Annotated in this window: 22 protein-coding genes; 17 read left to right on the top strand and 5 right to left on the bottom strand. The window is 72.2% G+C overall.

Translation table 11 applies throughout. The features are described 5' to 3' along the window. The first annotated feature begins 97 nt into the window (after window positions 1-97). Window positions 98-1,390 carry a haloacid dehalogenase-like hydrolase gene (locus IF67_RS0118745; RefSeq protein WP_199812747.1) on the top strand — a complete coding sequence of 431 codons (1,293 nt, stop codon included), beginning with the start codon at window positions 98-100 and terminating at the stop codon, window positions 1,388-1,390. A gap of 113 nt (window positions 1,391-1,503) precedes the next feature. Here the strand turns inward: IF67_RS0118745 and IF67_RS0118750 are convergent, their stop codons facing one another. After that, a complete protein-coding gene (locus IF67_RS0118750; protein WP_030987091.1) occupies window positions 1,504-2,724 on the bottom strand; it encodes an amino acid deaminase/aldolase in 1,221 nt (406 codons plus the stop codon). A gap of 234 nt (window positions 2,725-2,958) precedes the next feature. Between IF67_RS0118750 and IF67_RS45745 the strand changes: the two genes are divergently transcribed. From IF67_RS45745 to IF67_RS0118770, 4 genes are all read left to right on the top strand, one after another. Further along, a complete protein-coding gene (locus tag IF67_RS45745; RefSeq protein ID WP_030987093.1) occupies window positions 2,959-4,263 on the top strand; it encodes a hypothetical protein in 1,305 nt (434 codons plus the stop codon). Further along, on the top strand, window positions 4,260-5,426 hold the full coding sequence (mycP, locus tag IF67_RS0118760) for a type VII secretion-associated serine protease mycosin (protein ID WP_030987095.1): 1,167 nt from the start codon (window positions 4,260-4,262) through the stop codon (window positions 5,424-5,426). The genes IF67_RS45745 and mycP overlap by 4 nt, the downstream gene beginning before the upstream one ends. Window positions 5,427-5,501: 75 nt before the next feature. After that, window positions 5,502-6,233: an SseB family protein gene (locus tag IF67_RS0118765; protein WP_030987096.1), complete on the top strand. Its 732-nt coding sequence runs from the start codon at window positions 5,502-5,504 to the stop codon at window positions 6,231-6,233. Window positions 6,234-6,348: 115 nt separating this feature from the next. Then, window positions 6,349-7,101, top strand: a complete 753-nt coding sequence (locus IF67_RS0118770) for an MIP family channel protein (protein WP_030987099.1) — start codon at window positions 6,349-6,351, stop codon at window positions 7,099-7,101. 107 nt (window positions 7,102-7,208) lie between these two features. Here the strand turns inward: IF67_RS0118770 and IF67_RS0118775 are convergent, their stop codons facing one another. Beyond that, window positions 7,209-7,589 (bottom strand): DUF1844 domain-containing protein, encoded by a 381-nt coding sequence (locus IF67_RS0118775; protein ID WP_030083147.1) that lies wholly within the window; start codon window positions 7,587-7,589, stop codon window positions 7,209-7,211. 334 nt (window positions 7,590-7,923) lie between these two features. Here IF67_RS0118775 and infC point away from each other — a divergent pair, with 334 nt between their 5' ends. From infC to IF67_RS0118815, 8 genes are all read left to right on the top strand, one after another. Then, window positions 7,924-8,646: a translation initiation factor IF-3 gene (gene infC, locus IF67_RS0118780; RefSeq protein WP_078889504.1), complete on the top strand. Its 723-nt coding sequence runs from the start codon at window positions 7,924-7,926 to the stop codon at window positions 8,644-8,646. Between the two features lie 127 nt (window positions 8,647-8,773). Further along, on the top strand, window positions 8,774-8,968 hold the full coding sequence (gene rpmI, locus IF67_RS0118785; RefSeq protein ID WP_006607578.1) for a 50S ribosomal protein L35: 195 nt from the start codon (window positions 8,774-8,776) through the stop codon (window positions 8,966-8,968). Window positions 8,969-9,072: 104 nt separating this feature from the next. Then, window positions 9,073-9,456, top strand: coding sequence for a 50S ribosomal protein L20 (rplT, locus tag IF67_RS0118790; RefSeq protein WP_006607577.1), 384 nt, complete (start codon window positions 9,073-9,075; stop codon window positions 9,454-9,456). A 133-nt stretch (window positions 9,457-9,589) separates the two neighbouring features. Then, on the top strand, window positions 9,590-10,444 hold the full coding sequence (locus IF67_RS0118795; protein WP_030987105.1) for a TrmH family RNA methyltransferase: 855 nt from the start codon (window positions 9,590-9,592) through the stop codon (window positions 10,442-10,444). A gap of 83 nt (window positions 10,445-10,527) precedes the next feature. After that, window positions 10,528-11,688, top strand: a complete 1,161-nt coding sequence (locus IF67_RS0118800; protein WP_030987106.1) for a sensor histidine kinase — start codon at window positions 10,528-10,530, stop codon at window positions 11,686-11,688. A 190-nt stretch (window positions 11,689-11,878) separates the two neighbouring features. Next, complete coding sequence (pheS, locus tag IF67_RS0118805) at window positions 11,879-13,030, top strand: phenylalanine--tRNA ligase subunit alpha (protein ID WP_030987109.1); 1,152 nt, start codon at window positions 11,879-11,881, stop codon at window positions 13,028-13,030. Continuing rightward, window positions 13,030-15,555, top strand: coding sequence for a phenylalanine--tRNA ligase subunit beta (gene pheT / locus IF67_RS0118810; RefSeq protein WP_030987110.1), 2,526 nt, complete (start codon window positions 13,030-13,032; stop codon window positions 15,553-15,555). Before pheS ends, pheT begins: the two co-directional genes overlap by 1 nt. Before the next feature lie 324 nt (window positions 15,556-15,879). Then, entirely contained in the window at window positions 15,880-17,100 is a 1,221-nt protein-coding gene (locus tag IF67_RS0118815; protein WP_030987112.1) for a PP2C family protein-serine/threonine phosphatase, read from the top strand. Here the strand turns inward: IF67_RS0118815 and IF67_RS0118820 are convergent. Further along, window positions 17,075-18,013 carry an oxidoreductase gene (locus IF67_RS0118820; RefSeq protein WP_030987114.1) on the bottom strand — a complete coding sequence of 313 codons (939 nt, stop codon included), beginning with the start codon at window positions 18,011-18,013 and terminating at the stop codon, window positions 17,075-17,077. The genes IF67_RS0118815 and IF67_RS0118820 overlap by 26 nt on opposite strands. Before the next feature lie 82 nt (window positions 18,014-18,095). Between IF67_RS0118820 and IF67_RS0118825 the strand changes: the two genes are divergently transcribed. From IF67_RS0118825 to IF67_RS0118835, 3 genes are all read left to right on the top strand, one after another. Next, window positions 18,096-18,686 carry a TetR/AcrR family transcriptional regulator gene (locus IF67_RS0118825; protein ID WP_030987115.1) on the top strand — a complete coding sequence of 197 codons (591 nt, stop codon included), beginning with the start codon at window positions 18,096-18,098 and terminating at the stop codon, window positions 18,684-18,686. Between the two features lie 124 nt (window positions 18,687-18,810). Then, a complete protein-coding gene (locus tag IF67_RS0118830; RefSeq protein WP_030987117.1) occupies window positions 18,811-20,148 on the top strand; it encodes a hypothetical protein in 1,338 nt (445 codons plus the stop codon). Between the two features lie 48 nt (window positions 20,149-20,196). Next, complete coding sequence (locus tag IF67_RS0118835) at window positions 20,197-20,727, top strand: NUDIX domain-containing protein (RefSeq protein ID WP_030987118.1); 531 nt, start codon at window positions 20,197-20,199, stop codon at window positions 20,725-20,727. A 30-nt stretch (window positions 20,728-20,757) separates the two neighbouring features. Here IF67_RS0118835 and IF67_RS0118840 read toward each other — a convergent pair whose 3' ends face one another. Further along, complete coding sequence (locus tag IF67_RS0118840; RefSeq protein ID WP_030987120.1) at window positions 20,758-21,015, bottom strand: hypothetical protein; 258 nt, start codon at window positions 21,013-21,015, stop codon at window positions 20,758-20,760. Window positions 21,016-21,345: 330 nt separating this feature from the next. Continuing rightward, window positions 21,346-22,203: a 3-hydroxybutyryl-CoA dehydrogenase gene (locus IF67_RS0118845; RefSeq protein WP_030083121.1), complete on the bottom strand. Its 858-nt coding sequence runs from the start codon at window positions 22,201-22,203 to the stop codon at window positions 21,346-21,348. A gap of 159 nt (window positions 22,204-22,362) precedes the next feature. On the opposite strand from IF67_RS0118845, the gene IF67_RS0118850 reads away from it, so the two are divergent. Beyond that, a complete protein-coding gene (locus IF67_RS0118850) occupies window positions 22,363-23,589 on the top strand; it encodes a glycoside hydrolase family 10 protein (protein ID WP_030987122.1) in 1,227 nt (408 codons plus the stop codon). Window positions 23,590-23,616: the final 27 nt, after the last annotated feature.

Genomic DNA, 23,616 nt, shown 5'->3' on the forward strand with positions numbered 1-23,616 from the left:
GGCGGGACCCGAAGGTAAAGTCCGACATCCACACCGGGACCGGCACCACCGTGTGCCGGTCCCGGCGTGCTCCCCGCCCCTCACCACGGAGGACACATTGGGTACTACAGGCTCCAAGAGGTACGCCCTCGCCCTGGGACTGGCAGGGGCCGCCACCCTCTCGGCGCTCACGGCCACCGCGCCCGCCACCGCCGCCCCCGCAAAGGCCCCGGCACGCGCCTCCTGTCCCCAGCTCTCCACGAGCATCAAGTGGTTCGGCCACAACCGCGCCAAGCTCCAGAAGATGATCGACGAGCGCGGCAGCTGCTCGGGACATCACGGCCCGCGCCCCGTCGCCGCCTTCGACTGGGACAACACCGTCGTCAAGAACGACATCTCCGACGCCACCCTCGCCTGGGCGCTCCGGCACGACAAGATCCTGCGGCCCGCCGACTGGCGGGACACCAGCCCCTGGCTGACCGAGGCCGCCGACCGCGCGCTCACCAAGGCCTGCGGCACCGACATCCCGGCCGGCCGCCCGCTGCCCACCGCCGAGAAGACCGCCTGCGCCGACGAGATCATGGAGATCCGCGGTGAGGCCAGGACCATGAGCGGCGCCGAGGCCTTCGCCGGCGACTGGAACCACCGCCGTACGGTGCCCGAATACGCCTGGGTGCCCCAGCTGTTCGCCGGTCTGCGGCCCGCCACGCTCACCTCGTACGCCAAGAAGGCCCGCGCCGAGAACCTCGCCGCGCCCGTCGGCACCGAGCAGACCGTCGGCACCCACAAGCTCGCCGGCTACATCCGCTACTACGACCAGCAGAAGGACCTGATCCGCACGCTGAAGCGGGCCGGCTTCGACGTCTACATCGTCTCCGCCTCCGCCGAGACCGTGGCCGAGGCCTGGTCCTCCGGTGTCGGTGTGGACGCCGCGCACACCATCGGCGTGCGCAGCATGGTCGACGGCGGCCGGTTCACCACCGGCATCCGCGGCTGCGGCGACGTCAAGGACGGCCACGGCGAAGTCATCCCGTACATCGACGGCAAGCGCTGCTGGATCAACCAGGAGATCTTCAAGGTCAAGGGCGCCGCGGCCTGGCGCAAGCAGGACCCGGCCCACCGCATCGCCCTCGGCGGCGGTGACGCCGACACCGATGTGACGTTCGTGAACGACGCCACCGGCGCGCATCTGGCCATCAACCGCAACAAGAACGAGCTGATGTGCCGCGGCCTGGACAACGCGGACGGCCGCTGGGTGGTCAACCCGATGTTCATCGACCCGCTGCCCCGCAAGTCCGGCGCCTACCCCTGCGCCACCGAGGGCTACACCCGCCCCGACGGCAGCCTGGGCCCGGTCCGCCGTGCCGACGGGAGCATCGTGCCCGACCAGCAGGACCGCATCCACGGCTGACGGACGCGCCGTCCGCCGTACGGGCCTGTCCTCGCACCCGGCCGGGTGCGAGGACAGGCCCTCGGCAGGAAGACAGGCCCCAGGCACCGACCGTTCACGGGGCGGACGCACGCTCAGAGGAACGCGTGGCCCTCGCCCCGGTACGTCGGCACCGTCCCCACCACCCGGTCCCCGTCGATCAGTTGCAGCTCCGTGAAACGCTCACACAGCTCACCGGCCTTCGCGTGCCGGAACCACACCTTGTCGCCGATCCGCAGCTCGTCCGCGGCCGGGCCCAGCAGCGGTGTCTGCACCTCGCCGGGGCCCTCCTGCGGGTCGTAGCGCAGCCCGGCCGGCAGATACGGCACCGGCAGCCGGTCCGGACCCGCCGCTCCCGACGCCGGATAGCCGCCGCCCAGCACCGTCACCACTCCAGGGCCCGGACGGCGCACCACGGGCTGGGCGAACAGCGCCGCCGGACGCCCGCTGAACGAACGGAAGTTGTCGAACAGCCGCGGCACATACAGCCCCGACCCGGCCGCGATCTCGGTGACCGCCGCCTCCGCCGCGGTGTGCTGCACACTGCCGGTCCCGCCGCCGTTGACGAACTCCAGCCGCGGCGCCACCGCCCGCACCGCCCGTACGGCCTCCCAGCGCCGCTGCGCCAGCTCCTTGCGCGCCGCCGCCTGCATCACCCGGATCGCCCGCGAGAACACCGGCTTGCCGGCGACCTCGTCGCCCACACCGGCCACATGCCCCTCGTACGCCATCAGCCCCACCAGCCGGAAACCGGGGCGGCGCACCACCGACCGGGCCAGCGCGGCCAGTTGGGCGGGCGTGCGCAACGGCGAACGGCGGGCACCGACCCGCACCTTGCCGCCCACCAGCCGGTAGGAGGTGTCCAGTTCCAGGCACACCCGCACCTCCTCGCCCGCCCCGCCGCGCGGCCTGGCCGCGTCGATCAGGTCCAGCTGCGCCGGATCGTCGGCCATCACCGTCACCGCGGCCGCGAGCTTCGGGTCGGCGGTCAGCTCGGCGAAACCCGCCCGGTCCACCGAGGGATAGGCCAGCAGGATGTCCGTGAAGCCCGAGCGCGCCAGCCACAGCGACTCGGCGAGCGTGAAGCTCATGATCCCCGCGAAGCCGTCCCGCGCCAGCACCCGCTCCAGCAGCGCCCGGCAGCGCACCGACTTGCTCGCCACCCGGACCGGCTTCCCCTTCGCGCGGCGCACCAGATCGGCGGCGTTGGCGTCGAAGGCCCGCAGGTCGACGACGGCCAGCGGCGCGTCGAGGTGTGCGGTGGCCCGGTCGTAGGAGGCTTTGCCGCCATAGGTATCGACTGTGTGCGGGGACATGGCCGCAGCCTGCCAGACCTTCCCCCCTACCTGAAGGGTGCGGGAGGTACCCCCAACCCCCGGGTAGGGGAGAGATTGCGACAGAGCGGACAAGGGTTGGAGCACCGACGGCACCAGCCCTTAGAGTGGCTCGACACCGCAACCAGCAGGTCAGCGGCGTGTTGTCCGGATACGAACCACCGTGCCCCGATTGCGGATCGGGCCCGGAGGTCAGCGGCGCAAGGGGGAGCGCGGGTGAGCACCGACGCTGAATTCGCCGATGCGCGACACATCCCACCCATACCCCCGCAGCCACCCCGGCGGCCCGCCGCGGCGCCGGCGCCGGCCGAGGATCCGCAGACGGCCGTGCTGCGCCGGGTGCCGCCCGCGCCCTCGTCCGCACCGGCCGCCCCGTCCGGCCCCACCGCACCCCCGGTCCCGCCGCGTCCCGCCGCCCCGCCCCGTGTGCAGCAGCCCTCCGCCGGTGACCGGCCGCCGCCCCGCCCGGACCGCGCGCCCGGCACCCCGCCGCCGCCCACCGCCCGCCCCGCCGCCTTCCGCGACACCGCCGCCTTCCATCTGGCCAACAGCCAGGAACTGTGGACCGGCCCCGGTGAACGCGGCGCCGGTCAGGGCACCCGTGAGCCCGCCTCCGCCACCTCACCGGCCGCGCCCGGCAGCCGGCCGCCGGGGCCCGCGGCCGAGCGCCCGTCGCAGGTGCCCTGGCCCCGAACCCCCCTTCCTCCCCAGGGAGTCGGTCCCGCCACCGGCGTACCGGCTGCCCCCTCCCGCCGCCCCGGCGCCCGGGTGCTCGCCGCCGCGGCCTGCCTGGTCCTCGGCATCGGCCTCATCGGCGGTGCCGCGGCCGGGGGTTGGCTCACCGAGAAGGCCGCCGGCGCCCCACCCGACGCCGAGGCCGCTTTCACCAAGGGCCATGACGTCTGGCGCAACACTCCGGTCGACACCCTCTTCCCGCGCACCGTCAACGGCCTGGGCGTCGGCCCCGGCGGCGCCGACCGGACCTGGACCCGGATCGCGGTCGCCCCCGACAGCGCCTGCAAGGGCGCCTTCGACCCGAAGCTCGCCACCGCACTCGCCCCGGCCGGCTGCGTCCGACTGCTGCGCGCCACCTACGTCGACGCCACCCGCAGCGGCTTCATCACGGTCGGTGCGCAGATCACCAAGGCCGACCAGGCCGGGATGATGGCCCTCAACACCCGCTTCAGCACCAAGAATCTGGGCATCCGCACCGACCTGATGCCGCTGCCCTACGCCGCCAAGGGCACCGTGGCGGCGGACTTCGGGCGCGGCCAGCGGGCCAGCTGGACCGTCCGGGTGCTCACCGACCTCCCGGCCGTCGTCTTCGCCGTCTCCGGCTTCGCCGACGGCCGCACGTTCACCGATCCGCAGCCGGCCGAGGCCGCGACCCGGCCCGGCGCCACCACCGCCCCCGCCGAATCCGGCCTGGGACACGACGCGAAGGACCTGGCGGACCGTATCGAGGCGGATTTCCGCAAGGCGGCCGGCAGCCCCACGCAGACAACGGAGGCCTCGTCATGACGAAGACCGTGCTGCGCGGCACCGCGCTCGCACTGGCCTCCGCGGCACTCGCCGTACTGCCCGCCGTACCTGCGCAGGCCGACGCCCTCCGCGCCCAGGAGTGGGCCCTCCAGGCCGTCCACGCCCAGCAGGCCTGGCGCACCACCAAGGGCGAGGGCATCACCGTCGCGGTCCTGGACACCGGTGTGGACGCCAACCACCCCGACCTCGCCGGCCAAGTGCTGCCCGAGCAGGACCTGGTCGGCTTCGGTGCCGGGTCCGGAGACGCCGCATGGGCCCGGCACGGAACCGGAATGGCCAGCATCATCGCAGGTCACGGCCATGGTGCCGGCCGCGAGGACGGAGTGCTCGGGCTCGCCCCGGCCGCCAGGATCCTCCCGGTCCGGGTGATCCTCGAAGACAGCGACCCCCAGCGCGAGCGGGCCCGCTCCGAGAAGGCGGGCGCACTCGCCGACGGCATCCGCTGGGCCGCCGACCACGGCGCCGACGTGATCAACATGTCGCTGGGCGACGACAGCGAATCCGCACACCCCGAGCCGCGCGAGGACGCCGCCATCCAATACGCCCTCGGCAAGGGCATCCCCGTCGTCGCCTCCGCCGGCAACGGCGGCCAGAAGGGCAACCACGTCTCCTACCCGGCCGCCTACCCGGGCGTCATCGCGGCCACCGCCGTCACCCACCTGGGCGGCCGCGCCCGCTTTTCCACCCGCCACTGGTACGCCACGGTCAGCGCCCCCGGCTTCGACATCGTCATGGCCGACACCGACGACGGCTACCTCTCGGGCTGGGGCACCAGCCCCGCCGCCGCCTTCGTCTCCGGCGCCATCGCCCTGATCCGCTCCGCACACCCCGACCTGAGCCCGGCCCAGGTCCGCCGGCTGCTCACTTCGACCGCCCAGGACAGCCCCGACGGCGGCCGCGACGACGACTACGGCGCCGGCCTGATCGACCCCGCCGCCGCCCTCAAGGCCGCGGCAGACCTCAAGCCCACCCCGCAGAAGCCGGCCCCTGCCGGCTACACCACCCGCTACTTCGGCCCCGGCCCCACCGCCGACGCCGACGACACCCCCACCAACTGGCTGCCCTGGACCGCCGGTGCCGCCGGCCTGGCCCTCGTCGCGGCCGCCGTCGTCCTCTGGCGCGGCCGCCCCACCCGCCACTGACCGGGCCGCCCACCGGCCGGGGATCCCACCGGGCCGGACGGCAAAGGCACCACCCCCGGCCGATACGCTCACCTCGTGCAGAAGAACATCCCGGACCCCGGTTTCTCCGACGACGACGGCTCCGCCGACCCCGCGCTCGCGGCGGCCCTGGCGGCTTACGGAGCCGACCGGGCCGCCGAGCCCCAGCTCCTGTCGGCGCTGGCCGGCGCACGCGTCCTGGTGCCCGTGGTGGCCGTCCTCGGTGAGGTCGAGACCGGCCCCGACGGCCTGCGCCGCGAAAAGACCAGCGACATGGCCGTACCCACCCTCCAGGCCCCGGACGGCCGTCGCGCCCTCCCGGCCTTCACGTCCATGGAGACCCTCCAGCGCTGGCGCGCCGACGCCCGCCCCGTCGCGGTCCCGCTCCAGCAGGCCCTGCTCGCCGCGTCCCACGAGAAGGCCGACACGGTCGTCGTCGATCTGGCGGGCCCGGTCACCTACCAGCTCACCGGCCCGGCCCTGCGCGCGCTGGCCGAGGGGCGTACGAGCGCCGATCCGCTCGCCGATCCGGCCGTCACCGACGCCCTGCGCGCCCTGCTCGACGCCGAGCCCGGGGTGCTCGTCGCCCGTCTCGCGCCGTCCGACGAAACCGACGCCACCCTCGCCCTCCGCCTCGCCCCCGACGCTCCGGCCGCCGAGGTGGCCCAGCGGCTGGCCGGGGCACTGGCCGCCGACGAGGTCCTGCGCGCCCGGCTCGTACGCGGCCTGGACCTGGCCCTTCTGCCGCCCGGCGCCACGACGGCCGGAGAAGCGCTCTACCGGCGCTGAGCGCCACCGCCGGGGCCCGGGCGCGACGGCCGGGCCCCCGGCCGCCGACGGGCGGGTTCGTCTCCAGGGCCGCACAATGCGAGGAGAGCTCAAGATCCACGCGAGGAGAGCCCCCATGGAGAAAAAGGAGATCTCGACGGTACTGACCCGCGCGGTCGTATCCGAGTTCCTCGGCACGCTGCTCCTGGTGTTCTTCGCCGTCGGCTCGGCAGTGCTGGCGGGCGAGTACATCGGCACCTTCGGCATCGCCCTGGCCTTCGGCTTCACCATGGTGGCGCTTGCCTACGCCCTCGGCCCCATCTCGGGCTGCCACCTCAACCCCGCCGTGACGCTGGGCATGCTCCTGGCCCGCCGGATCGGGCTGCGGACGGCCGCCGAGTACTGGATCGCCCAGGTGGTCGGCGCGATCGTCGGCTCCGCCCTGCTCTTCCTGGTGGCCCGGCAGATCCCGGGGCTCCAGACCCATGCGTCCTTCGGTACGAACGGCTGGGGCGACCGCTCGGCGGTGCACCTCAATCTCGGCGGTGCCTTCGTCGCCGAGATGGTGATGACCTTCCTGCTGGTCTACGTGTGGCTGTCGGTCACCCACAAGGTGGCCGTGATCGGCTTCAACGGCCTGGCGATCGGCCTGGCCCTGGCCACCGTCCACCTCATCGGCATCCCGCTGGACGGCACCTCGGTGAACCCGGCACGCTCCATCGGCCCGGCGCTGTTCGCGGGCGGCGCGGCCATCACCCAGCTGTGGCTGTTCATCATCGCGCCCCTGATCGGCGCCGCCATCGCCGCGGTGGTGCACCCGATCACCCACCCGCCGCACGAGCCGGTCCTCGTCGCCGACGACGCGGTGCCGCACGAACCCGCGGGGTGAAGCGGCTGACGCGCACCCGAGGCGCGCCGCACACACGGCGAGCCCCGGCCGTTCCCGGGCCGGGGCTCGTCGTCTGTGTCTGCGGACGGCAGTGCCGCGGTCCGGCCTCAGCCGTAGACGGGGCCGGTGTACTTCTCCCCGGGGCCCTGACCCGGCTCGTCCGGCACGACCGAGGCCTCGCGGAACGCCAGCTGGAGCGACTTCAGACCGTCCCTGAGCGGGGCCGCGTGGTACGAGCCGATCTCGGTGGCGCTGGCGGTGACCAGCCCGGCCAGCGCCTGGATGAGCTTGCGCGCCTCGTCGAGGTCCTTGTGCGCCGCGCCCTCCTCGGCGAGCCCGAGGTTGACCGCCGCCGAACTCATCAGATGCACCGCGACCGTGGTGATCACCTCGACCGCCGGCACCTCGGCGATGTCGCGGGTCATGGCGTCGAAGTCAGGGTTCGCCGCGTTCGGCGCGTCGGGCTGCTGCGGTGTCTGGTCGCTCATGTCTTCGGGCTTCTTCCTGCTGAGGGGACGGCTCCAGCCTATGGGCACCACGCCCGGACCCCGCGTCCGGGAGTGTCATCCCGGACGCCGGGACGCGGCCGCGTCCGCACACGAGTGGGTGCCACCTCTTGACTCGTGTATTCTGGTACTCCGACCGGCCGGACACGCATGTGACCGGCCCACAAGTGGAGGCTCCGATCTCCCACCCGACCGACCTCAGGGTTGGCGGGTCAACGGTCCGGCTGCGCCCCGCGGAGACTTCGCGACGGTGCTCCAGATCTATGTGGAGCCCCGCCTGTGTCCCGTCCGGGGCATTTTTCATGTACCTGCGCGGTTGGTCACACCGAAAAGACGTTACGCGGCAGTCCGCCAGGCCGTCGCGTGGTGCTACCGAGGAGGATCCATCAGCGCCGAGCCCCGCATCAACGACCGGATTCGCGTTCCCGAAGTGCGACTTGTCGGTCCCAGCGGCGAGCAGGTCGGGATTGTTCCGCTTGCCAAGGCCCTTGAGCTTGCTCAGGAGTACGACCTCGACCTGGTCGAGGTGGCGGCGAACGCTCGCCCGCCCGTCTGCAAGCTCATGGACTACGGGAAGTTCAAGTACGAGTCGGCCATGAAGGCCCGTGAGGCGCGCAAGAACCAGGCGCACACGGTCATCAAGGAGATGAAGCTCCGGCCGAAGATCGACCCGCACGACTACGACACCAAAAAGGGTCACGTCGTCCGGTTCCTCAAGCAGGGTGACAAGGTCAAGATCACGATCATGTTCCGTGGTCGCGAGCAGTCCCGCCCCGAGCTGGGCTTCCGGCTGCTTCAGCGGCTCGCGTCCGACGTGGAGGACCTCGGCTTCATCGAGTCGAATCCGAAGCAGGACGGCCGAAACATGATCATGGTCCTCGGTCCGCACAAGAAGAAGACCGAGGCGATGGCCGAAGCCCGCGAGGCGCAGGCCGCCCGCAAGGCGGAGCGCCAGGGTGGAGTTCCCGCGGACGAGTCCGTGGAGGAGCCCACCGAGGAGCCTGCCGAGGAGCCCACCGAGGAGCACGCCCAGGCGTGATCCCCGAGGCGTGCGCCCCGGAGTCCGTCCGGGGCACCGCGCCGCGGACACCTAACCGATACATCTGACGCTCCCGCTTGCCGGATTCCTGCCTGCGGGAGCGCCACTGACGAGGAGAGAACGGCGCATGCCGAAGAACAAGACGCACAGCGGTGCCAGCAAGCGCTTCAAGATCACCGGCTCCGGCAAGGTGCTCCGCGAGCGCGCCGGCAAGCGCCACCTGCTCGAGCACAAGTCGTCCCGCGTGACGCGTCGCCTCACCGGCAACGCCGAGATGGCCCCGGGCGACGCCGCGAAGATCAAGAAGCTTCTCGGCAAGTGAGCCGCCGCGCCCCATTGACTGGAGGGGGCGCGCGACTCGGACCGGGACTCAATCGATTCGGGCCGTGTGACGACAACCACGGCCCCGCTACAAGGAGTTAACAAGTGGCACGCGTCAAGCGGGCAGTCAACGCCCACAAGAAGCGCCGGGCGATCCTCGAGCAGGCCAGCGGCTACCGTGGCCAGCGCTCCCGCCTGTACCGCAAGGCGAAGGAGCAGGTCACCCACTCCCTCGTCTACAACTACAACGACCGCAAGAAGCGCAAGGGCGACTTCCGTCAGCTGTGGATCCAGCGCATCAACGCCGCTGCCCGCGCCAACGGCATGACGTACAACCGCTTCATCCAGGGTCTGAAGGCCGCCAACATCGAGGTGGACCGCAAGATCCTGGCCGACCTCGCGGTGACGGACGCCAACGCGTTCGCCGCGCTCGTCGAGGTTGCCCAGAAGGCGCTTCCGAGTGACGTCAACGCCCCGAAGGCTGCCTGAACCTCAGCCTGACGACGTTGTGATGCAGACCCGCAGGCCCCGGCCTGCGGGTCCGCTGCTTTTCCGGACCGGGCCAGGTCTCTTCGGACGGACCGGCCCCCACGCACCGAACCAAAGAAGCGAGCCGCCGCCCATGGGCACCCCCGAGCTGATCTCCCCGCGTTCCCCGCGCGTCACCGCCGCCCGGCGGCTGGCCCGCCGCGCCTTCCGCGGCAAGGAGCGCCGGTTCATCGCCGAGGGCCCGCAGGCCGTACGGGAGGCCATCGCGCACCGCACGGGCAGCGCTCCCACGCTCATCGAGCTGTTCGCCACCGTCGAGGCCGCCGAGCGGCACACCGAGATCGTCGAGGCGGCCCGCGCGGCCGGGGTGCGGGTGCACTTCGCCGACGACCGGACCATCGCCGACATCTCCCAGACCGTCACCCCGCAGGGCCTCCTCGGCGTCTGTGAGTTCCTCGACTCGCCGTTCGAGGAGATCCTCGCCGCCCGCCCGCAGCTGGTCGCGGTGCTCGCCAACGTCCGTGACCCCGGCAACGCCGGCACGGTGCTGCGCTGCGCGGACGCCGCGGGCGCGGACGCCGTCGTGCTGACCGACGCCTCCGTGGACCTCTACAACCCCAAGTCCGTACGGGCCTCGGTCGGTTCGCTCTTCCACCTCCCGGTCGCGGTGGGCGTACCGGTCGAGCGGGTGGTGGGCGGACTCCAGGCCGCCGGCGTACGGATCCTCGCCGCCGACGGTGCGGGCGACCGTGACCTGGACGCCGAGCTGGACACCGGCTCCATGGGCGGGCCCACCGCCTGGGTCTTCGGCAACGAGGCCTGGGGCCTGCCGGAGGAGACCCGGGCGCTGGCGGACGCGGTCGTACGGGTCCCCATCCACGGCAGGGCCGAGAGCCTCAACCTCGCGACGGCCGCCGCGGTCTGCCTCTACGCCTCCGCCCGCGCCCAGCGCAGCCCCGGCGGATGCCGCGCGGTGTCACCCGCCTGAGGGGCGTACCGGGGAACTCCGCGGCACTTCCGATCCGAGCTAGTAGGCTTGCGTGCTCGGGGGCCCGGAAGGGGGTAACGGGGATGAGTGTGAGGACTTCCGGCACCGCAGCCACCGCTGACAGCAGCCCGTCCGGCGGACCGGCACGCGGGCCGTCGCCCACGGCTGCCGCGGCACCGGACATCCTGGGGACCGGTCTCGGACTGGATCCCGACGACCTGCCCGACGGTCTGGTCGTCGCCGACGAGACCGGCCGGGTGATCTGTTTCAACGCCGCGGCGGCCAGGATCACCGACATCACCCCCGAGCATGCGCTCGGCCGCTCCCTCGAACACGCCCTGCCGCTCCAGGACATCGAGGGCCGCCGCTGGTGGCGGCTCACCGACCCCTACGGCGGGCTCGCCATCCGCCGCGGCCAGCCCGAGCGCAATCTGCTGCTCGGCGGCCGCGAGGTGCTGGTCTCCGCCCGCTATGTCCGCAGCCGGCCGACGGGTCCTGTCCAGCGGCTGGTGATCGCGCTGCGCGGCACCGAGGCCCGGCGCCGCACGGAGCTCAGCCACGCCGAGCTGATCGCCACCGTCGCCCATGAGCTGCGCTCGCCGCTGACCTCCGTCAAGGGCTTCACCGCCACCCTCCTCCAGAAGTGGGAACGCTTCACCGACGACCAGAAGCGGCTGATGCTGGAGACGGTGGACGCCGACGCCAACCGTGTCACCCGGCTGATCGCCGAGCTGCTGGACATCTCCCGGATCGACTCCGGCCGTCTGGAGGTGCGCCGGCAGCGGGTCGACATGAGCGCCGCGGTCCGCCGGCACGTCCAGGCGCAGACCACCGCCGGCCAGCACCCGGACCGCTTCCTGATCCGGATGCTGGAACCGCTGCCCGATCTGTGGGCGGACCCGGACAAGGTCGACCAGGTACTGGGCAACCTGCTGGAAAATGCGGTGCGCCACGGCGAGGGAACCGTCACGATCGAGGTCGGACCGGTATCGGATGCGACCAGCACGGAGGGGACGAGCGTCACCGTGAGCGACGAGGGCCCCGGCATCCCGGAGGAATCGATGAGCCGCGTGTTCACCCGCTTCTGGCGGGGCAGCAAGCGCGGCGGCACGGGCCTGGGCCTCTACATCGTCAAGGGCATCGTCGAGGCCCACGGCGGGACGATCACGGTCGGCCGGGCGCCGGCCGGCGGCGCGCAGTTCCGATTTAGCCTGCCCGTCGCGGCCCCGGCCTTCATGGCCTGAAGAGGAAGCGGCGGGCGCCCCGCGGGGGCGCGGACCGGCCGCGCGGCCCGTCCCCCTTAGACTTGACCTTTGGCACCTTTGGCGCACAGGCATCGCGGGCACAGCGCGGGCTCGGCATCCGACCTTTGTGATCGAGGAGCCGAGGCGACGCGAGCCAAGCCAAGCCAGTCCACCGGAAGCACGGGAAGAGATGTCCGCACCCAATAAGTCGTACGACCCTGTCGAGGTCGAAGCCCTGAAACCGGAAGAGATCGCCGCACGGCTGGACGAGGCGCTGGCCGCCATCGCCGCCGCGGCCGATCTCGAGGAGCTGCGTGAGGTGAAGGTCGCGCACACCGGCGACCGCTCGCCGCTCGCGCTCGCCAACCGTGAGATCGGCGCCCTGCCCCCGCACGCCAAGGCGGACGCCGGCAAGCGCGTCGGCCAGGCCCGTGGCCGGGTGAACCAGGCGCTCAAGGCCCGCCAGGAGGAGCTGGAGGCGGAGCGCGACGCCCGTGTGCTGGTCGAGGAGGCGGTGGATGTCACGCTGCCCTACGACCGGACCCCGGCCGGCGCCCGGCACCCGCTCACCACGTTCATGGAGCGGGTCGCGGACGTCTTCGTGGCCATGGGCTACGAGATCGCCGAGGGCCCCGAGGTCGAGGCGGAGTGGTTCAACTTCGACGCCCTCAACTTCGTGCCCGACCACCCGGCGCGCCAGATGCAGGACACCTTCTTCGTCCAGGGTGGGGGCACCTCCCAGACGGAGTCTGGGGGAGGCACCGAGGGCGATGAGTCCGGTGTCGTGCTGCGCACCCACACCTCGCCGGTCCAGGCCCGTACGCTCGTCGACCGCGAGCCGCCGGTCTATGTCGTCTGCCCGGGGCGGGTCTACCGCACCGACGAGCTGGACGCCACGCACTCCCCGGTCTTCCACCAGATCGAGCTGCTCGCCGTCGACGAGGGCCTGACCATGGCCGACCTCAAGGGCACCCTCGACCACATGGTCCGGGCGCTGTTCGGCCCGGACATGAAGACCCGGCTGCGGCCGAACTACTTCCCGTTCACCGAGCCGTCCGCCGAGATGGACATGGTCTGCTACGTCTGCCGTGGCGAGTCCGTGGGCAACCCCGACCGTCCCTGCCGCACCTGCTCCAGCGAGGGCTGGATCGAGCTCGGCGGCTGCGGAATGGTCAACCCCAAGGTGCTCGTGGCCTGCGGCGTCGACCCGGAGAAGTACAGCGGCTTCGCCTTCGGGTTCGGCATCGACCGGATGCTGATGTTCCGGCACAACGTGGAAGACATGCGCGACATGTTCGAGGGCGACGTCCGGTTCACCCGGCCGTTCGGGATGGAGATCTGATGCGGGTCCCGCTTTCTTGGCTGCGGGAGTACGTCGACCTGCCGGCGACGGAGACCGGCCGTGACGTACAGGCCAAGCTCATTGCCGTCGGCCTGGAGGTCGAGACCGTCGAGCGCCTCGGCGAGGGCCTCAAGGGCCCGCTCGTCGTCGGTCAGGTGCTGACCATCGAGGAGCTGGAGGGCTTCAAGAAGCCGATCCGCTTCTGCACGGTGGACGTCGGCCAGGCCAACGGCACGGGCGAGCCGCAGGAAATCGTCTGTGGCGCGCGGAACTTCGCCGTCGGCGACAAGGTCGTGGTCGTCCTCCCCGGCGCCGTGCTGCCCGGCGATTTCAAGATCGCCGCGCGCAAGACGTACGGCAAGACCTCGCACGGCATGATCTGCTCCGGCGACGAGCTGGGCATGGGCGACGACGGCACGCACGGCATCATCGTGCTGCCGCCCGAGTACGAGATCGGCACCGACGCGATCGAGCTGCTGGAGCTCGTCGACGAGGTGCTGGACATCGCCGTCACCCCGGACCGCGGCTACTGTCTGTCGATGCGCGGTGTCGCCCGTGAGACCGCGACCGCCTACGGCCTGCCGCTGCGCGACCCGGCGCTGCTGGACGTGCCGCCGCCGAACTCCGCCGGCTACCCCGTCCAGGTCTCCGACCCGTTGGGCTGCGACCGCTTCACCGCCCGTACGGTCACCGGTCTGGAGCCCGGCGCGCGCACCCCGCTGTGGATGCAGCGCCGGCTCCAGAAGGCCGGGATGCGTCCGGTCTCGCTGGCCGTCGACATCACCAACTACGTGATGCTGGAGCTCGGCCAGCCGCTGCACGCCTACGACCGCACCAGCGTGGACGGTCCGATCGGCGTCCGGCGGGCGGCCCCCGGTGAGAAGCTGACCACCCTGGACGGCACCAAGCGGGTGCTGGACGCCGCGGACCTGGTCATCACCGACAACCGCGGTCCCATCGGCCTCGCGGGTGTCATGGGCGGCGCCAACACCGAGATCGCGGGCGGGGTCACCGACCCCGGGACCGGCGAGCAGCGCGGCACCACCGACGTCGTGATCGAGGCCGCGCACTTCGACGCGCTCTCCATCGCCCGTACGGCCCGCCGGCACAAGCTGTCCTCGGAGGCCGCCAAGCGCTTCGAGCGCGGGGTGGACCCGGAGGCCGCGTCCGCCGCGGCGCAGCGCACCGTCGACCTGCTGGTGCTGCTCGCGGGCGGCACCGCCGAGGACGGCGTCACCGAGGTCGTCACGCCCAGCGGGCCGCGCACGATCACCCTCTCCGCCGACCACCCGGACAAGGTCGCCGGCGTCGCCTACGGCCGGGAGACCGTCGTCCGCCGCCTCCAGCAGGTCGGCTGCGACGCCTACGGCCAGGACGAGCTGGTCGTGACCGTGCCGTCCTGGCGGCCGGATCTCAGCGAGCCGAACGACCTGGCCGAAGAGGTCATCCGGCTGGAGGGCTACGAGAACCTGCCCTCCACCCTCCCGAAGCCGCCGGCCGGCCGTGGGCTGACCGAGCGTCAGCGGCTGCACCGCAGGGTCGGCCGGGTGCTGGCCGGCGCGGGCTATGTCGAGGTGCTGAACTACCCGTTCACCGGCTCGCACGTGCTCGACCAGCTCGGCATCGAGTCCGACGACCCGCGCCGCGCGGCCGTCACCCTCGTCAACCCGCTCTCCGACGAGGAGCCCGACCTCCGTACGACGCTGATCCCGGGGCTGCTGAACGCGCTGCGCCGCAACTACGGCCGCGGCACGCACGATCTGGCGCTCTTCGAGACCGGACCGGTCTTCCGGGCGACCGGTGACGAGCAGCCGGCCAGCCGGCTGGTCGTCGACCGCCGGCCGACCGACGACGAGATCGCCTCGCTGGACGCCTCGCTGCCGCAGCAGCCGCGGCGTGCCGCCGTGGTGCTCGCCGGGGACCGTGAGCAGGACGGCTGGTGGGGCGGCGCACGCCCCGCGGTCTGGGCGGACGCCATCGAGGCGGGCCGTAAGGTCGCGCGTGAGGCGGGCGTCGAGCTGATCGTCCGTCAGGACCAGCACGCGCCCTTCCACCCGGGCCGCTGTGCGGCGCTGCTCGCCGTCGCCGACGGTGAGGAGATCCTCGTTGGCAACGCCGGTGAGCTGCACCCGCGCGTCATCAAGGCACTCGCCCTGCCCGAGCGCACCTGCGCGATGGAGATCGACCTGGACCGGCTGGAGCAGGCCGGCACCGGACCGCTGCGGGCCCCGAAGATCTCGGCCTTCCCGGTCGCGACCCAGGACGTCGCCCTCGTGGTCGACGACTCCGTCCCGGCTGCCGAGGTCGAGGGCGCGCTGCGCGACGGTGCGGGGGAACTGCTGGAGTCGCTGCGGCTGTTCGACGTCTTCACCGGTGAGCAGATCGGCGCCGGCAAGAAGTCGCTGGCGTATGCGCTGCGCTTCCGTGCAGCCGACCGGACGCTGACCGCCGAGGAGGCCTCGGCGGCGCGTGACGCGGCGGTCGCGGCGGCCGTCGAGCGGACGGCGGCGGTGCAGCGCGGCTGAACACGGCCCGCCATGGCGTGATCGAGGGGTGAGGGCCCGGACGGTGAGACCGTCCGGGCCCTCACCCTTTTCCCGCTGTGCGGCGGGAGGGTGCGGTGGGGCGTGCCGGGTGCCCTGAGCCCGTCCGTGGCGGATGGGGGCGTGCCCGTCGGTCCCAGGGAGACGATCAGATCCGTACACCATCACTCAATCGGGTGATGGTGTACGGATCGTCGTCGGACGGATACGGAACGTCGCAAGAATCGACCCGGTCGTGGCGGGCTGCGCGAGGCGCGGCAGCGGGCCCGACCGATCCGCTCAACGCCTGCTAGGGGGACCATCGGCATGATCCGAACCCGGGCGAGGGGCGGAGCACGCGCCGGAGCGGAAACCGCGCGGCGCGCCTTCGTCTTCGTCCTGCCCGGCCTCTGGGTGCTCGGGGTGGTGGCCTGGGAGCTGTGCCATCCGACCAGCGGCCGGCTGTTGCAGCTGCTCTCCGCAGCACCGGCCATCGCCTGCGCGGGCACCGGCCGCCGCCAGTGTGTGCTGCTCGGCGGGCTGTGCGCGCTGCTGGCGCTGGTGCCGTTCGGCGAGGTGGAGCCCGGTGCCGGGGCCGGCACGCGCCTCATGACCTGCGGTGCGACCCTCGCGGTGATCGGTGCCAGCTATCTGACGGCGGGGCGGCGGCTGCGGCTGGTACGGGAGTTGGAGCGCACCCGGGAGGTGGCCGTCGCCGCCCAGCGGGTGGTGCTGCGGCCGTTGCCCCGGCGGATCGACGGGGTGCTGCTGGCGGCCGACCATCTCTCCGCGAGTGAGGGTGCCATGGTCGGCGGGGATCTCTACGAGGTCGTGGGGACCCGGCACGGGGTGCGGGCGGTGATCGGGGACGTGCGCGGGCACGGCCTGGAGGCCATAGGCACGGTGGCGGCGATGCTCGGCAGCTTTCGCGAAGTGGTGCACGACGAGCCCGAACTGGGCGCGGTGCTGCGCCGGTTGGAGCGGTCGCACCAGCGGCATCTGCGGGAGAGGGCGCTTGCCGGGGGTCCGGTGGCCGGTGCCGGGGAGCCGGTGAGTGTGCTCGCGGAGGAGTTTGTGACGCTGCTGCTCCTGGAGGTGGCGCAGGACGGGTCCGTCACGGCGCTGAACTGCGGGCATCCGTGGCCGTACCGGGTCGCCTGCCGGGCGGTCGCACCGGTCGCCGCGGCCGAGCCGATGCCGCCGTTGGGGCTGTTCCCGTTACCGCAGGAGCTGTCCGCGGTGCGGTGCGGGCGGCTGCGGCCCGGGGAGGGGCTGTTCCTGCACACCGACGGGGCGGCCGACGCGCGGGATGCGGCGGGGGAGTTCTTTCCGTTGGCGCAGGAACTGCGCAGCAGCGTCGTGGCGGCCGCGGCACCGTGCGGTCCCTCGCCGTCCGGCGTGGTCGGTGCGGTGCGGAAGGCGCTGCTGCGGCATGCGGGCGGGCGGCTGACGGACGATGTGGCGCTGCTGATGCTGAGCAATGACCGGGTGCGGGTGCCGGCGTCGTCGGCCGGCACCCCGCCTACTGGGGAGCGCCTTCCGCGGTGACCTCCCGGCCGACCGGGGAGGGGAAGGCGACGCCGGTCAGATCCTCGGACGCCTGCCACAGGCGCCGGGCGCTCTCCGGGTCGCTGGCAGCGGCCGTCCTGCCGACCATCGTCGGTGCGCCGCGCATCTCGCCGAGGCCGTCCGGGCCGAGGTAGGAGGCGCCGGGCAGGTCCTGGGTGGCGGCGTAGAGCGTGGGCAGCGCACCGGCCTTGTTGTCCTGTGCGACCACGCGGTTGCCCACCTGCATCACCGCACGCCGCAGCACGCTGACATCGGCGCCCTGGAGGTTGGTGGCGGCCCAGCCCGGGTGTGCGGCGAGGGCGCGCACCGGCGATCCCGCGGCGGCGAGACGGCGCTGAAGCTCCAGGGTGAACAGCAGGTTGGCCAGCTTGGACTGGCTGTAGGCGGTGACGGGGCGGTAGGCGCCGGTCAGGTTCAGGTTGTCGAAGTGGATGCGGTTGCCGGGCATCCGGTGGGCGCCGGAGGACACGGTCACCACGCGGTCGGTGACGTGCGGCAGCAGCAGGTTGGTCAGCGCGAAGTGACCGAGGTGGTTGGTGCCGAGCTGCATCTCGAAGCCGTCCTTGGTCCGGGACTCCGGGATGTTCATGACGCCGGCGTTGTTGATCAGCAGATCGACCGGACCGTGCCAGGCGGCGGCGAACTCGCGTACGGAGGCGAGGTCGGCCAGGTCGAGGCGGCGGACCTCGACGCTGCCCCGGGCGCCGCGCACGGTGTCGGCGGCGGCCTCGCCGCGTGCGGTGTCGCGAACGGCGAGGACGACATGGGCACCCGCTCGGGCGAGGGCGTCGACGGTGGCGATGCCGAGTCCGCTGTTGGCGCCGGTCACCACGGCGGTGCGGCCGGTCTGGTCGGGAATGTCGGTGGCGTTCCATTTCGGGGTGTGAGTCATGGGCATCAATGTAGGCAACGCCAACAATGATGTCAATGCCAACAATGTAGCCAGTGAATACATGGGGGATAGGATGGCGGACATGCAGACTCGTCGTTACCACCACGGAGACCTGCGCGCCGCGCTGCTCACCCGCGCCGAGCAGACGCTCCGCGAGAAGGGGCCCGGCGCACTGTCCCTGCGGGAGCTGGCCCGCGACCTCGGTGTCAGTCATGCCGCGCCGAGCCGGCACTTCAAGGACAAGCAGGCGCTGCTCGACGCGCTGGCGCTGGCCGGATTCGAGCGGCTGGACGAGGCGCTGGCGGCGTCCCGGGCGGCGGGCGAGACCTTCGCCGACCGGCTCGGCAGGCTCGTCCGCGCCTATGTGGACTTCGCCCTCGCCAATGCCGAGCTGCTCGACCTCATGTACACGGTCAAGCACGACCCGGCGGCGTCCGAAGCGCTGATCACGGCCGCTCAGCGGCTGGGGGCGATGGCGGTGGAGCTGGTCGCGGAGGGACAGCGCAGCGGTGAGGTGCGGGAGGGGCCCGTCGACGACATCGCGATGCCGGTGTTCACCACCCTGCACGGATTCGCCAGCTTCGCGGTGAGCGGTGTGCTCTCCGCCGAACAGGTGGGGTCCGGCCTCGATGCGGTCATCGCGTACATGGTGCGGGGCTGCGCGCCGCGTTGAGCCGCCGACGCCCTTCACACCCCGTGTGAGGGGCGGTTGACTACGCTCGACTCACGGAGTCGTGGAGTCGACGAGGCCATGAGCCGAGGGCCCGCGGGCGGGCCCGGCTCACCGGGAGGCCGGTATGGAGCCCAACACCCTGCTGGACGCGATCCTCGACGAGGCCGGTATCTCGCATGCCGGGCTCGCCGCGCGCATCAACCAGCTCGGCAGGTGTCGCGGTCTGGCGCTGCGCTACGAACACACGGCGGTGGCCCGGTGGTTGAAGGGGCAGCGGCCGCGTGGGCAGGTGCCCGATCTGATCTGCGAGATCCTCGGCGAACGGCTGCACCGGCCGGTCGGGCTCGACGACATCGGCTTCAGCGGTCCGGGCTCGGCGCGTGCCTCCGGCACCCCGCTCTCCGGTTTCGTCGAACGGGCCACCGCGCTGTGGCGGTCCGATGAGCAGCAGCGGCCGCATCTCCTCGACGCCCCGGCGCTCACCGGAACCTCGGCGGTCATCCCCGTATGGGAGTGGGAGAACCCGCCCGAGGACTCCGATGTGTCGCGCGACGGGCTGACCCGGGTCGGTATGGCCGACATCGAGATGCTGCGCGCCGCGCGGACGCACTACGAGACGATGTACCGGAAGGCGGGTGGTGTCGCTACCAGAGCACGCATCGTGGGATTCCTCAACGCCGAGGCGGCGCCGCTGCTGCGGGGCAGCTACAGCGATGCGACGGGACGTCAGCTCCACCGGGCGACCGGCGGGCTGGTCGCGGTCGCGGGCATCTGCGCGTACGACTCGGACTCTCTCGGGCTGGCCCAGCGCTATTTACACCAGGCGTTACGGCTGGCCAAGGCCAGCGGGGACCGCGGCCTGGGCGCGTATGTCATCGCGCTGCTGGTCAACCAGTCCCTCTTCGTACGGGAATACCGCCAGGCCGTCGCCTTCGCGGAGGCGGCGCTGCGGGCCGCGGGCCCGCAGATCACCCCGGCGCTCTCCGCGGACCTCTACGCGATGCAGGCCAAGTCCTACGCCCGGCTCGGCGACGGCGCGGGCGCGCTGTCGTGCATCCGGCGCGCGGAGGCGGCCGCGGAGCGCATCCGGCCCGGCCTGGAGCCCGCCGAGACGGGCTATGTCCAGCCCGGCCTGGTGAACGTACAAGTGGCGGAGGCGCTGCTCAGCCTCGGTGACCTGCGGGCCGCCAGGGAGCAGGCGGATGCCGCCGTCGACACCCCCGCACACGACCGCGGCCGGGTCCACCGGCTGGCCATGCTCACCCATATCGAGCTGCGCCAAGGCGATGCGGACCGGGCCGTGGCCAATGCCGCGCAGATGACGGAGCAGGCTCGCGGCATGGAGTCGCAACGGCTGCGGGACCGGCTGCGGGCGGTGCGCGAGCATCTGGCGGAGACCGGGAGCTCCGCGACGGACGAGGCTGCCGATCTCATCGACGAGGTGCTGCGCGTTCCCCTCTGACCGGGCTCGTGTCACCTTGCCGGCTCCTCAGCGGAAGGTGGCAGTTACGTGCGTTGGAACAATCTCAGCGAAAAGCCCGTCTATGCGAATCCCTGGTTCCGGGTCAATCTGGCCGATGTGGAACTGCCCGACGGCCGTCACCTGGATCACTATCTGATCCGGATGCGTCCCGTCGCCGTGGCCACAGTGGTCAATGAGGCCAACGAGGTGCTGCTGTTGTGGCGGCACCGGTTCATCACCGACACCTGGGGCTGGGAGCTGGCCGCCGGTGTCGTCGAGGACGGCGAGGACATCGCGGCGGCGGCCGCCCGGGAGCTGGAGGAGGAGACCGGGTGGCGCCCGGGGCCCCTCCACCATCTCCTGACGGTGGAGCCCTCCAACGGCCTCACCGATGCCCGGCATCACCTCTACTGGTCCGAGGAGGGCGAGTACACCGGCCCGCCCCAGGACGGCTTCGAATCCGAGCGACGGGAGTGGGTGTCACTGAAGCTGGTGCCCGACATGGTGGCGCGAGGGGAGGTGCCGGCCGCCAATATGGCGGCCGGGTTGCTGATGCTGCATCACCTCCGGCTGGGCTGACCGGATCCGGCCGGTGACCGCGGCCTGCGGTCACCGGCCCATGGCCTGCCACAGTGCCACCACCAGCGCCGCGAGCCCCGTGAGTGCGGCGAGGGACGGCAGTGGCCAGCGGGTGCTCTCCAGCCGTGTGACGCGGGCCTGTAGTTCGTCCGCGTCACGCTCCTTCTGCTCGGAGCGCTGGGTGAGCAGCGCGAGTTGGCCGTCGACCCGGGCGGTGCGGACGTCCAGGAGACGTCTCAGCTCCGCTAAGTCGGCGGTGACCAGATCGGGTTCGGGGTGGGCGGTCACGGTCCGCTCCTCATTCCTTCAGTCAGTGACGTCGTGGTCCGTACGGGCATCAGTCAACTGCGCTGCGGCGAGGGACGGGAGCGTGTGCGGTGGGGATATGCGGGTCTGCGGCGCACACCCCGTGTGAAGTGACGGGGGGTGACGGCGGGCGGTCGTTCGTACGGGGTGTGAAGAGCGCACTCCGAACGGGGCGCTTCACACGCTCCCGTACGCGCCCGCGCGGGAGTTGACTCGGAAGTGCCACGGGGGCCGACGCCGGCGGACGGGCGCCCGCCGGCCCGGGGTCCGCCCGCCGGTTTTCCCCCGAGCGGCGGGCGGACCGCCCCGGACTCAGTACGAGTAGAAGCCCGACCCGGACTTACGGCCCAGCCGGCCCGCGTCGACCATCCGGGCGAGCAGCGGGGGAGCGGCGTACAGGGGCTCCTTGTACTCGTGGTACATCGACTCGGCGACCGAGGCGACGGTGTCCAGGCCGATCAGGTCGGTCAGCTTGAGCGGGCCCATCGGGTGGGCGCAGCCCATCTCCATGCCGTTGTCGATGTCCTCGCGGCTGGCGATGCCCGACTCGAACATCCGGATCGCGGAGAGCAGATACGGGATGAGCAGGGCGTTGACGACGAAGCCCGAGCGGTCCTGGGCGCGGATCGCATGCTTGTCCAGCACGTCCTGCACCAGGGCCTCGGCCCGCTTGATGGTCTCCTCGCCGGTGGTCAGCGCGGGGATCAGCTCGACGAGCTTCTGCACCGGTGCCGGGTTGAAGAAGTGGATCCCGATGACCTGGTCGGGCCGGGAGGTGGCGACCGCCAGCTTCACCAGCGGGATCGACGAGGTGTTGGACGCCAAGATGGCGTCCGGCCGGGTGATCACCTGGTCGAGGACCTGGAAGATCTCGGTCTTGACCTGCTCGTTCTCCACGACGGCCTCGATGACGAGATCGCGGTCGGCGAACTCTCCGAGGTCGGTGGTGAAGCTGAGCCGGTCGAGCGTCGCGTCGCGCTCCTCGGCGGTGATCTTGCCGCGCTCGGCAGCCTTGCCGAGAGAGTTGGTCAAACGGGTGCGACCCAGCTCCAGAGCTTCGCCGGTGGTCTCGGCGACCATGACGTCCAGTCCGGCGCGGGCGCACACCTCGGCGATGCCTGCGCCCATCTGGCCGCAACCGACCACTCCGACGCGTTCGATGTCGGTCACATCGTGCCTTTCGCTGATCTTCAGGACCGGCGGTATGCCGTAAGGGTCCGGCGCCCGCCTCGGCCCCGACGTTACTCCGCGGGGTGCTGTGCTAAGGGTGGCGGGGCGGGCATTCTGAGCCCTCAGGACGGGATGAACCGGACAACCTGGGGACTTTTGATGAGACGTATCACACGCAGAGGTTTTGCCGTCGCCGCGATGGGGGCGGCGTCTTCGCTGCTCACCGCGGGGGCGGCGGCCGCGGACGGCGTGGCGCGGCGCGAGATGCGGGGCATGTGGCTGGCGACCGTCGCCAACCTGGACTGGCCCTCCAGCGCGAAGCTCCCGCCCGCCGAGCAACAGCGCGAACTGCGCGCCCACTTCGACCGGGCCGTCGCCCGCAAGCTCAATGCGGTGTTCTTCCAGGTGCGGCCCACCGCCGATGCCCTGTGGCCCTCCCCGTTCGAGCCGTGGGCGCAGTACCTGACCGGGCAGCAGGGCCGCGACCCGGGCTGGGATCCGCTCGACTTCGCGGTCCGCGAGGCCCACCGGCGCAATCTCGAACTGCACGCCTGGTTCAATCCCTACCGGGTCGCCAACCACACCGACCCCGGACGGCTCACGCCGGACCACCCCGCCCGCCGGAACCCGGGCTGGGTCCTCCCGTACGGCGGCAAGCTCTACTACAACCCCGGGCTGCCGGAGGTCCGGAGCTTCGTCCAGGACGCGATGCTCGACGCGGTGCAGCGCTACCCCGTCGACGGCGTGCACTTCGACGACTACTTCTATCCGTATCCGGTCGCGGGGCAGCGCTTCGACGACGACGCGGCGTTCGAGCGGTACGGCAGCGGCTTCGGGAGCCGGGCCGCCTGGCGCCGGGACAACATCGACCGGCTGGTCTACGAGATGGCGCGCAAGCTCGAGGACGGGAGCCGGCGGGAGGGACGCCGGGTGCGGTTCGGGGTCAGCCCCTTCGCGGTCTGGCGCAATCGCAGCACCGACCAGCAGGGCTCCCGTACCCAGGCCGGGGTCCAGACCTACGACGATCTGTACGCCGACACCCGTCGCTGGGTGCGCGAGGGGTGGATCGACTACATCGTGCCGCAGGTCTACTGGCCCCTCGGCTTCGCAGCCGCCGACTACGCCGAACTCGTGCCCTGGTGGGCGCGGACCGTCGACGGCACCGGAGTGGACCTCTACATCGGCGAGGCCCTCTACAAGGCGGGCGGCACGGAGCCCGCCGCCTGGAAGGACCCGGCCGAACTCTCCCGCCACCTCACCTTCGCCCGCGGCTATCCGCAGGTGGGCGGCCATGTCTACTTCTCGGCGAAGGACGTGGCCAAGGACCGCGCGGGCGCCATGGCACGGGTCGTGCGCGACCACTACACGGGCGCGGGGCGCCCGTAGGAGCGGTCCGCGCGTCTGCCGCAAGGA

Origin of the sequence: Streptomyces sp. NRRL S-1813, assembly GCF_000719605.1 — a bacterium.
GTDB classification, from domain to species: domain Bacteria; phylum Actinomycetota; class Actinomycetes; order Streptomycetales; family Streptomycetaceae; genus Streptomyces; species Streptomyces decoyicus.